Genomic DNA, 14,447 nt, shown 5'->3' on the forward strand with positions numbered 1-14,447 from the left:
TATTTGACCGATTAATTCTAAATTTACGCATAAACCCCTTGCTTTATGCGTTAAAAACCAAATAATGAAGCAATTATAAACTGGGTAAGAATGAGGAAAATGAGCTATATACTAACCACCCAATGTGCCGACGATGTAGGCCTAATTGCCAAAATTACAGGGCTTTGCCACGCGCACAATTTAAATATTACACGTAATAACGAATTTGTAGATAAAGACGCCAAGCGCTTTTTTATGCGCACTGAACTAACCGGCGAGCCACAAAGTGACTTTTTATCGCAATTACGCGCTTTATTACCTGAGGGTGCACAACTTGCTCTACATGATGATACAAAAACTAAAGTGGTACTGCTTGCAACAAAAGAAGCACATTGCTTAGGGTCTGTATTACTTAAACAGTTTGAGCAAGCGTTAAATATTGAAGTATTAGCTGTGATTGCCAACTACCCAGATTTAGAGCCATTAGCAAAAGGCTTTGATGTGCCTTTTCATGTTGTTTCGCACGTAGGCCTAAGTCGCGCCGAGCATGATGAAAAAGTAGGTGATTTAATTGCCTCTTATAACCCTGACATTATTGGCTTGGCAAAATACATGCGCATACTAAGTCCTGAGTTTGTGGGTCGCTTTGAGAACAAAATTATTAATATTCACCACTCGTTTTTACCGGCCTTTATTGGCGCTAAACCGTATCATCAAGCATTTGAGCGCGGCGTAAAAATTATTGGTGCTACGGCTCACTTTGTAAATAATGAGCTAGATGAAGGCCCTATTATTTTACAAGACGTTACCAGCGTAACGCACGCTAACACCGCTGAAATGATGGCTAAAATGGGTAAAGACGTAGAAAAAACCGTGTTTAGTAAAGCCTTACAACTAGCTTCTGAACACAAACTATTTATTAACGGTAATAAAACCGTGGTATTTAGCTAAGACCCCTTTTTACATACTATAAAGCCAGCAACAGGGTTTCCCCCTTTTGCTGGCTTTTTATGCCTAACAGCTTAATTAGAGTCAGATATTAGCTGTGCTGTGTTTTATCCGACACCGTATTTAATTGTAAATTGGCATCCACCATTAAGGTGTGTAATAAATAGGTGACTCAGGCCCTACTGGCAAGCCTAAAGCAAACACCCATACGTAAAATAATATGACCCAACCGATAAAAAACACAATACTGTATGGCAGCATGGTGGCCACTAACGTTCCTATACCCATGTCTTTTTTATATTTAACTGCCACCGCTAAAATTAAGCCAAAATAGCTCATCATTGGGGTGATTAAGTTAGTCACAGAGTCACCAATACGATACGCCGCTTGAATGGTTTCTGGCGCGTAACCAATAAGCATAAGCATAGGCACAAAAATAGGGGCTGTAATCGCCCACTGCGCCGATGACGAGCCTAAACTCAAGTTAACCATTGCACACATTAATATAAACAATACAAACACTTCTGGGCCAGTAAGGTTTAACGCTTGTAATAGTGCTGCACCATTAATTGCCAAAATAGTGCCTAAATTAGTCCATTTAAAAAAGGCCACAAACTGGGCTGCAAAAAATACTAATACTATATATAAACCCATTGAGCTCATGCTTTTGCTCATTGCGTTAATAATGTCTTTATCGTTTTTCATGCTGCCAACAACACGCCCGTAAACAAAGCCTGGCACACTAAAAGTTACAAATATAATTGCGACTATTCCTTTTAAAAAAGGCGAGCCTGCCACTTGGCCTGTTTCTGGGTGGCGTAAAATACCATCGGCAGGAATAATCGTCCAAGCAAATAACGACAGCACCACTAATAGAGCAACACCCGCCCATTTTAGACCGGTTTTTTCTAACGCGGTAAGTGTATCAATATTGTTTTGTGACAAGTCGATACTGGCTTCATCGGGGTTATATTTACCTAAACGCGGCTCTACTATTTTTTCGGTTACGAGTGTACCCAGTGCGGCAATAAGTAATACTGATATCATCATGAAATACCAGTTAGCCTCGGCGCCAACCTCGTACGTTGGGTCAATCATTTGTGCTGCAGGCGTAGTTATACCTGCTAATAATGGGTCTATTGTGCCAAGTAGTAAATTAGCGCTATAGCCGCCAGAAACACCGGCAAAGGCAGCCGCTAAGCCAGCTAAAGGGTGGCGCCCCAAACTATGAAATATCATGGCTGCAAGCGGAATTAACACCACATAGCCAAGCTCAGAAGCTGTGTTAGACATTATGGCCGCAAACACCACCATAAAGGTAACTAAACGCTTTGACGCGCCCATAACCATGCCACGCATAGCAGCAGAGAGTAACCCTGAATGCTCTGCAACACTTACCCCAAGTAGTGCCACTAAAACAGTGCCTAAAGGCGCAAAACCGGTAAAGTTAGTAACCAAGCCAGCCATAATACGCTGTAGCCCCTCAGCACTGAGTAAACTAACAACTTCAATTACTCCATCAGGCGCACGCCCTGCTGCCCCAATCGGTCTTGGGTCAATTGCGCTTAGCCCAAACCAATCGGCAATACCACTTATTAGCACAATTGAAACCGCAAATATCGCAAATAAAGTAATGGGATGAGGAAGCATATTTCCTAAAAACTCAACGGTTGCTAAAAAGCGATTAAATAAGCCGTTATTGTCTTTAGGTTGATTATTAGGTGAGTGTGTGGAGTCTGTCATACTTGGCTCTATAAATTACAAAATTGCGCTAACCTAGCATTGTTTGCAAAAGAGATCATGTATAAAAGGTAAATGACGTGTAGGTTTTAAGTTTAAAAAGCGCTGCTTGAGTGTATTGGCCTTTGTGGATTGAAGTTTTTTCAGTCTTGCCATATCACCGAGAGCAGCGCATATCTGGTATTTTTAAGCGCTTATCACCTATTAACTGGCAATAAGCACATTAGCTAGGCACGGCTTTGCCTAAACACCAAACATACGGCTGTAAATTTATTTTTAAACGATAAACAAATTTTAGCGCTTTTAATATTTTAAGCTTGCTCTATTGGTTCTAGCTGTAATTTAGCTGCAATAAGAACGGCTTGGGTACGGTTATAAACGCCAAGTTTTCTAAAAATTGCGGTAATGTGTGCTTTGACTGTTGCCTCAGAAATATGTAGTTCGTACGCTATTTGTTTATTTAGTAACCCTTCATGAAGGTATTGCAATACACGATATTGCTGCGGCGTTAACGATGCAACCTGCGCGGCAATTTCTCTGTCTTCTCCTTCTATTTCGGCTACTTTATTCTTTAACTCTTTTGGAAGCCACGTATCGCCTTCTAGTATTTGGTTTATAGCATTAGCAATATCATCTGAAGATGATGACTTAGGAATAAAGCCCATTGCGCCATAACCCATTACCTTAGACACTATGTTTATGTCTTCACTTCCTGAGACAACCGCTATGGGTAAGCTTGGGTAGTCTTCGCGAATGCGGATCAGGCCATATAAATCGCCATTACCTGGCATGTGTAAATCTAGCAGTAATATATCAAGATCTTCTTGTTCGCTAAGTACTTGCAATGTGCTGTCAAAATCTGATGATTCAAATACCTCTAAATCGTCAAACTTAGCACTTAATGCTCCTTTTAGTGCCTCGCGAAATAACGGATGATCATCCGCTATTAAAAACTGACTCATGGTTCGCTCCTAATAAATTCGGCTGCCAATAAGGTATAAAGTACTTACTGACAGCCGATATACTACGTTTAGAATCAACTTGTAATCAAGTTTTTAACGCGCATTTAACGATTTAATCGGTTTTCTATGAGCTCATCTACCACGGTTGGGTCTGCAAGTGTTGATGTGTCCCCTAGCTGTTGATGTTCATTTGCGGCTATTTTACGTAAAATTCGACGCATAATCTTACCTGAACGCGTTTTTGGTAGGCCTGGCGACCATTGAATCATATCAGGGGAAGCTATTGGGCTTAGCTCTTTACGTACCCAATTACGTACTTGAGTTGTCAGCTCATCACTTACAGTAACGCCCTCATTTGGCGTAATGTAAACATAAATACCTTGGCCTTTAATATCATGCGGATAACCGACTACGGCGGCCTCTGCTACAGCTTCGTGAGCTACTAGCGCGCTTTCTATTTCAGCGGTGCCTAAGCGATGCCCTGATACATTAAGCACGTCATCAACACGCCCTGTGATCCAGTAATAGCCATCTTCATCACGACGACAGCCGTCACCTGTAAAGTAAACACCGGGGTAAGCACTAAAATAGGTTTGTTCAAAACGTTCGTGGTCGCCATAAACAGTACGCGCTTGTGAAGGCCAGCTATCTAATATCACTAAATTACCGTCAACGGCACCTTCTAGTGTATTACCCTCTGCATCAAATAGAGCCGGCGCAATACCAAAAAACGGATGCGTTGCTGAGCCTGGTTTAGTTTGGGTGGCACCAGGAAGCGGGGTGATCATAATGCCGCCCGTTTCGGTTTGCCACCACGTATCTACGATTGGGCAGTTAGCATTACCAATATTTTCGTAATACCACGTCCATGCTTCAGGGTTGATGGGTTCACCCACTGAGCCTAAAATGCGTAAACTTTGACGATTAGATGACGCGGTTGGCTCATCGCCTTTGGCCATTAACGCTCGAATAGCGGTTGGTGCAGTGTATAAAATGGTTACGCCGTGCTTATCAATCACCTCCCCCATGCGCCCTGCGGTTGGGTAGGTAGGCACGCCTTCAAATACCACTTGCGTACAGCCATTAACCAGTGGGCCATAAGCTATATAGCTGTGGCCGGTGATCCAACCTACATCGGCGCTACACCAATATACGTCGTCTTCTTGTAAATCAAATACGTATTCGTGGGTCATTGATGAGTAAACTAAGTAACCCCCTGTAGTATGCACAACCCCTTTTGGTTGGCCGGTAGAGCCCGAAGTATATAAAATAAAGAGTGGATCTTCTGCATTCATTGGCTCCGGTTCGCACTGCGCCGGTTGGTCAGCTACAAGCTCATGCCACCAAATATCGTGCTCGTTCCAATCAACTTCGCCACCGGTTAGCTGATGTACAATAACGTGTTCAATGCTTGTCACCGACTCTTGTGCTACGGCTTCATCAACATTCGCTTTCAAAGGAACACAATTACCAGCTCGGCGGCCTTCATCGGATGTGATCACCACTTTAGCGCCTGAGTCTTTAATTCGATCTGCAATGGCAGAGGGAGAAAAACCACCAAATACAACCGAGTGAATAGCACCAATACGTGCACAGGCCTGCATGGCGTAAATGGCTTGCGGCGTCATCGGCATATAAATAGCAACTCGGTCACCTTTTTGTACACCCAGTTTTTTTAAACCATTAGCAAAGCGCGCCACTTCATCATGTAATTGTTGGTAGGTAATGTTTTCACTTTGGTTTGGGTTGTCTCCTTCCCAAATAAGCGCAACTTTATCGGCTTTGGTTTTTAAATGGCGGTCAATACAGTTATAAGAGGCATTTAAAACGCCATCTTCGTACCATTTTATATCGATATGGCCTTTATCAAATGAGGTGTTTTTTACTTTAGTATACGGAGTAAACCAATCTAAGCGCTGGCCATGTTCACGCCAAAACCCTTGTGGGTCATCAATCGACTGTTTGTAGAGTGTATTATAATTTTCGTTATCAACTAACGTCGTTTTTTCAATATGTGCAGGAACAGGATAGATACTTTGTGACATCTCAGTCTCCATTTTAATAACTTGCCATGATTAAAGGATTACTCAGCAGTACTTTATTAAGTATTAGACCTTAGTTGTACAACCCTTCTAATTAACATTTTGTGGTTTATAATCTCGCCGCTCATGACTTTTTTACATAGAAATACAGTATGTTAAATATAAGTAAGTGGCCATTGAATTACTCTTAAACCTTCGTCTTATAGACCAATAGGTAATTGAGTAAATTTTGCACATATTTAAAAGTGGTTTTCGGACATTAAAATAATGATGCAGCCATGCAAGTTAAACACTTATTTAACGAACTCGTAGCGTGATGCAAGATAAATAAATTTTTATTCGTAAGTAATACCTGTAGCAAGTAATACATTTGAACGTTTAAAAAGCAACAAACAACAAGTAGCCTTTAAAGGACACCACAATGAAATTTACCCCATTAAAAACTCTTGCAGCGAGTGCTGTATTATGTGCTTTAACAAGCACAGCTTATGCGGCAACTGCAGCTAAAGTAGGTAACACCGAATTTACTTACGGCGGATACATTAAGCTAGATACAATGTGGAGTGATTACTCTGCAGGCGCTCCTGATGGCTCAAATGTAGGGCGTGATTTTTACGTACCAAGTACACTGCCAGTAGGCGATGACGATGATTCGGATGCCGTATTTGATATGCATGCACGTGAGTCACGTTTTAACTTTGGTACGTCAACGTTAATGGATAACGGTAAAACAGTTAAAACTAAAATTGAGTTAGACTTTTTAGCTTCAGCCCCTGGCGGTAACGAGCGCGTATCAAACTCTTATGCGCCACGTATTCGCCATGCATTTGTAACTTACGATGGCTGGTTATTTGGTCAAACATGGTCAAACTTTCAAAACGTGGGTGCACTTGCAGAAACACTTGATTTTGTAGGCCCTGCTGAAGGCACTGTTTTTGTTCGCCAAACACAAATTAAGTACACAACCGGTGCTTGGTCGTTCTCACTAGAAAACCCAGAAAGCACAATTACCACTCAAGGTGGCGCTCGCGTAGAAACAGATGATGCGTCACTTCCTGATTTTACTGCGCGCTACACACACAATGCCGATTGGGGTAACTTTGTAGTTGCCGCACTTGCTCGCCAACTTACTTATAAAGTAGGCGATGTTGACGCTGATGAAACCTCGTTTGGTATTAGCGCTTCGGGCCGTGTAAATTTTGGCGAAGACTACCTTAAATTTATGCTTACTCAAGGTAAAGGCCTTGGCCGTTACGTGGGCTTAAATGTTGCCCATGGTGCAGTGCTTAATGGCGATGAACTAGATGCAATAGACTCAACATCTGGTTTTGTTGCTTATCAACATAAATGGACAAGCCAGTGGCGCTCAACTTTCTTATATTCTTTCTTTAGTGCTGACAACAACACCGATCTATTAACAATATCAGGCGACCCTGTTGAATCAAGCCAAAGCTTTAGTGCAAACATTTTATACTCACCGGTTAAGCGTTTAACATTTGGTGCAGAGTTTAAACATGCCGAGCGCGAAACAGAAAGTGGTATTGACGGCGATTTAGAGCGCTTACAATTTTCTGTAAAATACAATTTTTAATTAAACATAGTGATCACAATAAAGCGGCTTAGGCCGCTTTTTTTAGCTATACAACTTGAACTCTGCTTAAAAGGTTTAATAGTACTGTGATAGTAATGGTACTTAAGGGGGCTTTTTTGTCTGAGATTTTCAGTAAATTAAACACGGTTAGCGCTTAAACAAGCTTAAATAGCAGCATTTGGAAGAGCTCAGATAAAAGTTTGCACAGAAATAACACTCTCTTTGCGATTAAGGGATATTACCTTAGCGCTAAACTAAGCGGTTATTTAGTTGCTAAAATCCACTAAATCCCCACAATTTCGGATAACTACTAATTATTTTGCACAAACAACAAACATGTTATTGAAAATCACTCTCATTTAGATTATGTTATGCACTTCTTTTTTGAACCTATTGGAAAAACACATGTCGTCCCAACAAATTTTGCGTTTATCTAAGCTAAGCCTTATTACTTCACTTGTTTTATCTGGTCATGCATTTGCACAAGAAACTACAACAAATACAGATGACTCATTAGAAAAAATAGCAGTATATGGCCAGCATCATAAAAACTACATCACAGAAGATGCGCAATCTGCTACAAAATTAGGCCTAACAATCAAAGAAACCCCACAAAGTATTTCTGTTGTTTCTCGCGCTTTAATGGATGATTTTTCACTAGATGATATTAACTCAGTGCTAGAGAGCACCCCCGGTGTAACTGTAGAGCAAATAGAAACTGACCGTACTTATTTTAAAGCCCGTGGCTTTGAAATAACAAACTTTCAGGTTGATGGTTTAGGCATCCCTCAAAGCTCAGGCTCTATTCAGGGCACTTTAGATACGTCTATTTACGACCGTGTAGAAATTGTACGTGGTGCAAACGGCCTGATGACTGGCGCAGGTAACCCTTCTGCAACCGTAAATATGGTATTAAAAAAACCAACTTACATTACTCAAGCGCATGCATCTGCATCGTATGGTTCATGGAACAACAAGCGTTTAGAGGTAGATGTTTCAACGCCAATTAACGACGACCACGCTGTGCGCGCCGTATTTACCAAGCAAAAAGCGGAGTCATACCTAGATCGTTACGAAACAGATAAAACAATTGCTTATCTTGCTTACGAAGGCAAGCTAACCGACGACACGACATTAAGCATCAACTATGTTAACCAACAAAAAGATGCCGATAGCCCACTTTGGGGCGCACTCCCTCTTTATTACACCGATGGCACAGCAACAAACTACGACGCCTCTACAAGTACGGCATCTGATTGGTCTTACTGGGATAACAGCGCTGAGCAAGTATATGTAACACTTGAGCAAAACCTATCGGCTACGTGGGTTGCAACAGCGCGTTACGCACACATAGAAAACGAGCAAGACTCAGAACTATTTTACGTATATGGCACACCAGATAGCGAAACTGGCCTTGGTTTAACCGGTTACGCAAGCCGTTACGACTACGAAGATAAGCACGATTTATTTGATTTATACGCCAGCGGTAAATTTGATTTATTTGGCCAAGAACACGACCTGTCATTTGGTGTTAGCCAAGCAAAAATGGACTATAACGAGCAGTCGCTTTACGATTACACCACGGGCAACGGCTTCCCAGCAATGCCTTCGCTTGATACGTGGGATGGCGTAGTACCTGAAGCAACCCTTGCTGATGGCTTAAATGGCAGTGACATAGAAAACAAACAGCAATCAGCTTATATGTCTACTCGCATTAAATTAAGCGCACCGCTAAGCGTATTAGCAGGTGTACGTTACACTGATTGGGAAACATCCGGCACTGCTTATGGTGTAGAACAAACACGTAACGACAGCGAAATTATCCCGTATGTGGGGGCTGTGTATGACTTTAACGAATCGCTTTCAGCCTATGCAAGTTACACAGAGACCTTTGTGCCACAAAAAGAGCTTGATATTAATGCTGAGCAATTGGCCCCAATTACAGGTAAAAGTAGCGAAATTGGTTTAAAAGCACAGCTTTTAGACGACCAAGTATTTGTAACCTTTGCTTACTTTGATGCAAAACAAGAAAACCTAGCTGTTGCATTACCTGATTCATTACCAAGCGATACTCGTTATTATGGTGCTGATGGTATCACCAGCGACGGTTTTGAAATTGAATTAAGTGGTAAAGTGACCGAGGATTTAAGTGCAAGCATCAGCTTTAGTAATTTAAGTATTGATGGTGATGATTTAGTTGAAGATTACACGCCAGAGAACCAGCTAAAACTGGCTGCAACTTACCAAGTACCATTTGTTGAAGGCTTAACTTTTGGTGCAAATTATCGTTGGCAAGACTCGGTTAGCCGCGTACAAGTTGAAGATGCAACCGGCGCTGCACTTGTAACCACGAACCAAGATGCTTACGGTATTCTTGATTTAATGGCTAACTACAAAATTACAGAAAACGTTGGGGTTACTTTTAACGTTAATAACACCACAGATGAAAAATACCTACACAGCCTATACTGGGCTCAAGGTTATTACGGTGCGCCGCGTAACTACGCGCTATCGGTAAACTGGCAGCTATAAGTCGCTCTTTTAAATTACGGCTTTTAAATTTAAACGGCACTTTTTAGTGCCGTTTTTGTTTTAAGCCCCTTTAAGTTAAAGTGCTTATCACCCTCCTTGCGCTATCTATCTTATGCAAAGTAATTGCAATACCATCTTTTATTACGCGCCTCAATTAAAAAGCGAACTTGTTAGCCAGCATCACTATAAATATGGCTAAGTGCTATTTAAACTGCATCTATTAAAGCCTGTAAGGTTATAGTTTTAGCGTGCATTAAACACAAAAAGGCGCTAACCATTGCTGGTTAGCGCCTTTTAAAGCTCGGGTCAAATCAAGCTTAGAGAACGTTTACACTTAAAGGTCAGACTCAGCGCCTAAGACGTCTTCGCCATCTTCTGGCTCAACCGTTGCTTTTAATAGCAACATATCACGTAACTTACCTTCAATTTCATCTGCAATTTCTACGTTTTCTTTCAAAAACTTAATAGAGTTTGATTTACCTTGGCCTACTTTATTGCCATTGTAGCTGTACCAAGCACCTGCTTTTTCAACAATTTTGTGCTTAACACCTAAATCAATTAACTCACCTTGTTTAGAAATACCTTCACCATACATAATGATGAACTCAGCTTGTTTAAACGGTGGTGCAACTTTGTTTTTAACTACTTTAACGCGGGTTTCGTTACCGACTACCTCATCGCCTTCTTTAACAGAGCCAATACGACGAATATCAATACGTACTGAGGCGTAAAACTTAAGTGCATTACCACCTGTTGTTGTTTCAGGGTTACCAAACATTACACCAATTTTCATACGAATTTGGTTAATGAAAATACATAGCGTATTTGAGCGTTTAATATTACCTGTAAGCTTACGTAGTGCTTGCGACATTAAACGTGCTTGTAAGCCCATGTGCGAGTCGCCCATGTCGCCTTCAATTTCAGCTTTTGGTGTAAGCGCAGCAACAGAATCGACAATAACAACATCTACAGCACTTGAACGTACTAACATGTCACAAATTTCTAGTGCTTGCTCACCGGTATCTGGCTGAGAAACTAACAGCTCATCAATGTTAACACCTAACTTTTGTGCGTATACCGGATCAAGAGCATGCTCAGCATCAACAAAGGCACATGTTTTGCCTTCTTTTTGAGCCTGCGCGATAACTTGCAAAGTAAGCGTTGTTTTACCTGAAGACTCAGGGCCATACACTTCAACAATACGCCCCATAGGCAAACCACCTATGCCTAAAGCAATATCAATCCCAAGTGAGCCAGTAGATACAGCATCAATATTTAGGGCTTTGTTATCGCCCAGTTTCATAATTGATCCTTTACCAAATTGACGCTCAATTTGTGATAGTGCAGCGTCCAGCGCTTTTTGTTTATTATCGTTCATTCTGTTCTCCAAATCCGGCTAATGCGAACAAGTATACTGTATGAAATCACAGTATCAAGTGAAATTTATAATTTTATCTTCTCGATAGTGCTTTTCAATGCAAATTCAATAGCTTGCATTCTAACTTGCGCTCTATCGCCGTTAAATATTTGCTTAAACGTAAATTGTTCATTGGCAATTTGTATGCAAAACCACACAAAGCCAACTGGTTTATCGGACGTAGCGCCACCTGGCCCAGCAATGCCCGAAATTGCCACGGCAACATCAGCTTTGGCAACGCTTGCGGCACCAAAAGCCATCTCTTTTACTGTTTGCTCACTCACCGCACCAAATTGCTCTAGCGTAGTATTGGCCACATTAAGCAGTTCATGCTTAGCTTCATTACTATAAGTAACAAATGCGCGGCCCAAATAACCTGAGCTACCTGGCGTATCTGTAAGCGCATAACTCACTCCGCCACCAGTACATGATTCAGCGGTAGTGATCCATAAGCGTTTATCCGTTAAAATAACGCCCAATTGCGCAGCAAGTGTTTTAATCTCTTGATGTAATTCCATATTCAGCCTTTGGGTAAATACATGTCGTTTGATCTTTATGCACCGCACACTATAAAACAACAAACCCCTATGATGCAGCAGTATCTAAAAATAAAATCAGAGCATCGCGATATTTTATTGTTTTATCGTATGGGGGATTTTTATGAACTCTTTTTTGACGACGCTAAGCGCGCGGCCCAACTACTCGATATTTCGCAAACGCATCGCGGTAAAGCCGGCGGCGATCCTATCCCTATGGCGGGTGTCCCTTATCATGCAGTAGAAAACTATTTAGCTCGTTTAGTGCAAATGGGCGAATCGGTTGCTATATGTGAGCAAGTTGGCGATCCTGCAACCAGTAAAGGGCCAGTAGAGCGCAAAGTCGTACGTATCGTTACACCGGGTACTATTTCAGATGAAGCGCTATTGCAAGAACGCCAAGATAACTTACTCACTAGCGTATGGCAAAATAAAAAAGGGCTATACGGTATTGCCTACCTTGATATAAATTCAGGGCGCTTCAACGTAGTTGAAGTTAACACCGACGAAGCATTTACTTCAACCTTACAGCGCTTAGCACCCGCTGAGCTTTTATACTGTGAAAGCTTTGAAAACACACATTTAATTGAGCATATAAAAGGGGCACGGCGACGCCCTGAGTGGGAGTTTGACCTAGACACCGCGCAACACTTACTGTGCGAGCAGTTTGGCACCAAAGATTTAGTTGGTTTTGGTGTAGATAAAGCGCATGCTGCTTTGGTCGCTGCGGGTTGTTTAATGCAATACGTAAAAGATACACAACGTATTGCGCTACCCCACATTCGCGCTATTACGCTTGAGCATAACGAGCACGCAGTTATATTAGATGCGGCAACACGCAAAAATTTAGAACTAACCGTTAATTTATCGGGCGGATTTGAAAACACTTTAGCGCAGGTACTTGATAAAACCGCTACGGCCATGGGGTCGCGTTTACTTAAACGCCGCATTCATACACCTGTGCGTAATAAAAATGAGCTTAACTCACGTTTAAATGCCATTAGCGCTATTTTAGATGTGCAGTTATATGGCGAGTTACACGATTCATTAAAAGAAATTGGTGATATAGAGCGCGTAATAGCACGGCTTGCTTTATGCACGGCACGCCCGCGCGATTTAACCCGACTGCGCAGTGCCCTACAAGCACTCGCACCACTGCACGCATTATTAAACGATGCTAATGATGAGCGTATCGCTAGCATTGTTCGCCATTCTCCAGAGCTGCCTGAACTACAAGCTTTACTTGAGCGTGCTGTTATTGATAACCCACCAGTACTAATTCGCGATGGGGGCGTTATTGCACCAGGCTACAACAGCGAACTCGATGAATGGCGAAACTTGAGTAAAGGCGCTACCGATATACTTGAGCAACTAGAGCTTAGAGAGCGCGAGCGCACCGGGATCAGCACATTAAAAATTGGCTATAACAAGGTACATGGCTTTTTTATCGAGGTAAGTCGTGCAAACTCACACTTAGTACCTGCTGATTATATTCGCCGCCAAACGCTTAAAAATAATGAACGCTACATAATACCTGAACTAAAAGAGCACGAAGACAAAGTGCTTGGCAGCCAATCAAAAGCTCTTGCGCTTGAAAAACAATTATATGAAGAGCTATTTGAGTTTATAGCCCCGCATATTGAACAGCTTCAAATAATGGCTGGCGCATTAGCCGATTTAGATGTATTGAATAACTTAGCAGAGCGAGCACAAACGCTTAACTATGCTAAACCGCAACTATGCGATGATGATAATATAAGCATTAAACAAGGTCGCCACCCCGTGGTAGAGCAAGTAATGAAAGAACCTTTTATTGCCAACCCTGTGGAGCTAAATAGCCAGCGTAAAATGTTGATTATTACCGGTCCAAACATGGGTGGTAAATCAACCTATATGCGCCAAACAGCACTTATCGTATTGATGGCGCATATTGGCTGTTATGTCCCTGCTGATAGTGCAAAAATTGGTAATATTGACCGTATATTTACTCGCATTGGTGCAAGCGACGATTTAGCCTCTGGTCGCTCTACTTTTATGGTAGAAATGACAGAAACCGCCACAATATTAAATAATGCAACTGCGCAATCTTTGGTATTAATGGATGAAATTGGCAGAGGTACCAGTACCTACGATGGCTTGTCACTTGCTTATGCAACGGCTGATCATCTGGCACAAAAAATATCTGCTAAAACATTATTTGCTACGCACTACTTTGAATTAACGGAACTTGCCGAGCAAAAAACCGGGCTGGTGAATGTACACCTAGATGCCATAGAGCACAACGACACCATTGCATTTATGCATACTGTGCTTGATGGTGCAGCAAGTAAAAGCTTTGGCTTACAGGTCGCAGCGCTTGCCGGCGTGCCTAAAGCCGTGATAGCCCAAGCAAAACAAAAGCTTAAACTGCTCGAAAACCACCAAAGTGTAACAGCGCCTAATGCTGAGCAACAGGCGTTTTCATTTGCTAATGAGTTACCTGCGCCTGAGCCTTCTGAAGTTGAGGAGCAGCTCGGTGCCATTGACCCTGATAACCTATCGCCGCGTCAAGCACACGAACTTCTTTATAAATTAAAAGCACTACTTTGAATATAGGTAACTTGAGCGGTGGTTAAGAGGCTGATAACACTGTAAATAGTATTTCTTGGGGGTCGTAAGACATAAAAAAAGCTGAAGGTTTTATCCTTCAGCTTTTAAACA

9 protein-coding genes are annotated in these 14,447 nt (G+C 41.9%); 4 read left to right on the top strand and 5 right to left on the bottom strand.

Annotated elements, in window-relative coordinates:
- Positions 1-99: 99 nt before the first annotated feature.
- The gene (gene purU, locus AN395_RS08505; RefSeq protein WP_024033106.1) at positions 100-930 is read left to right on the top strand and encodes a formyltetrahydrofolate deformylase; all 831 of its coding nucleotides are present in this window, start codon (positions 100-102) and stop codon (positions 928-930) included.
- Between the two features lie 144 nt (positions 931-1,074).
- Here the strand turns inward: purU and AN395_RS08510 are convergent, their stop codons facing one another.
- The 3 genes from AN395_RS08510 to acs form a co-directional block, all read right to left on the bottom strand.
- The gene (locus AN395_RS08510; RefSeq protein ID WP_054982716.1) at positions 1,075-2,670 is read right to left on the bottom strand and encodes an AbgT family transporter; all 1,596 of its coding nucleotides are present in this window, start codon (positions 2,668-2,670) and stop codon (positions 1,075-1,077) included.
- Positions 2,671-2,978: 308 nt separating this feature from the next.
- Positions 2,979-3,629 (bottom strand): response regulator transcription factor, encoded by a 651-nt coding sequence (locus AN395_RS08515; protein WP_004586197.1) that lies wholly within the window; start codon positions 3,627-3,629, stop codon positions 2,979-2,981.
- Between the two features lie 104 nt (positions 3,630-3,733).
- A complete protein-coding gene (acs, locus tag AN395_RS08520; protein WP_054982717.1) occupies positions 3,734-5,674 on the bottom strand; it encodes an acetate--CoA ligase in 1,941 nt (646 codons plus the stop codon).
- A 418-nt stretch (positions 5,675-6,092) separates the two neighbouring features.
- On the opposite strand from acs, the gene AN395_RS08525 reads away from it, so the two are divergent.
- Positions 6,093-7,262, top strand: coding sequence for a DcaP family trimeric outer membrane transporter (locus AN395_RS08525; protein ID WP_004586195.1), 1,170 nt, complete (start codon positions 6,093-6,095; stop codon positions 7,260-7,262).
- A 405-nt stretch (positions 7,263-7,667) separates the two neighbouring features.
- Positions 7,668-9,794 carry a TonB-dependent siderophore receptor gene (locus tag AN395_RS08530; protein WP_054982718.1) on the top strand — a complete coding sequence of 709 codons (2,127 nt, stop codon included), beginning with the start codon at positions 7,668-7,670 and terminating at the stop codon, positions 9,792-9,794.
- Between the two features lie 334 nt (positions 9,795-10,128).
- On the opposite strand, the gene recA is transcribed toward AN395_RS08530, so the two are convergent.
- The gene (gene recA, locus AN395_RS08535) at positions 10,129-11,172 is read right to left on the bottom strand and encodes a recombinase RecA (RefSeq protein WP_004586193.1); all 1,044 of its coding nucleotides are present in this window, start codon (positions 11,170-11,172) and stop codon (positions 10,129-10,131) included.
- 65 nt (positions 11,173-11,237) lie between these two features.
- Positions 11,238-11,729 (bottom strand): CinA family protein, encoded by a 492-nt coding sequence (locus AN395_RS08540; RefSeq protein WP_004586192.1) that lies wholly within the window; start codon positions 11,727-11,729, stop codon positions 11,238-11,240.
- Between the two features lie 21 nt (positions 11,730-11,750).
- Here AN395_RS08540 and mutS point away from each other — a divergent pair, with 21 nt between their 5' ends.
- Positions 11,751-14,336 (top strand): DNA mismatch repair protein MutS, encoded by a 2,586-nt coding sequence (gene mutS / locus AN395_RS08545; protein WP_054982719.1) that lies wholly within the window; start codon positions 11,751-11,753, stop codon positions 14,334-14,336.
- Positions 14,337-14,447: the final 111 nt, after the last annotated feature.

The sequence above is a fragment of the Pseudoalteromonas sp. P1-30 genome (assembly GCF_001400005.1).
Lineage (GTDB): Bacteria > Pseudomonadota > Gammaproteobacteria > Enterobacterales > Alteromonadaceae > Pseudoalteromonas > Pseudoalteromonas atlantica.

Bases quoted from the DNA above. Each gene is read 5' to 3' on its own strand.
- mutS (WP_054982719.1), top strand. From the start codon at position 11,751: ATGTCGTTTGATCTTTATGCACCGCACACTATAAAACAACAAACCCCT.
- AN395_RS08515 (WP_004586197.1), bottom strand. From the start codon at position 3,629: ATGAGTCAGTTTTTAATAGCGGATGATCATCCGTTATTTCGCGAGGCA.
- AN395_RS08510 (WP_054982716.1), bottom strand. From the start codon at position 2,670: ATGACAGACTCCACACACTCACCTAATAATCAACCTAAAGACAATAAC.
- AN395_RS08540 (WP_004586192.1), bottom strand. From the start codon at position 11,729: ATGGAATTACATCAAGAGATTAAAACACTTGCTGCGCAATTGGGCGTT.
- purU (WP_024033106.1), top strand. From the start codon at position 100: ATGAGCTATATACTAACCACCCAATGTGCCGACGATGTAGGCCTAATT.
- acs (WP_054982717.1), bottom strand. From the start codon at position 5,674: ATGTCACAAAGTATCTATCCTGTTCCTGCACATATTGAAAAAACGACG.
- AN395_RS08530 (WP_054982718.1), top strand. From the start codon at position 7,668: ATGTCGTCCCAACAAATTTTGCGTTTATCTAAGCTAAGCCTTATTACT.
- recA (WP_004586193.1), bottom strand. From the start codon at position 11,172: ATGAACGATAATAAACAAAAAGCGCTGGACGCTGCACTATCACAAATT.
- AN395_RS08525 (WP_004586195.1), top strand. From the start codon at position 6,093: ATGAAATTTACCCCATTAAAAACTCTTGCAGCGAGTGCTGTATTATGT.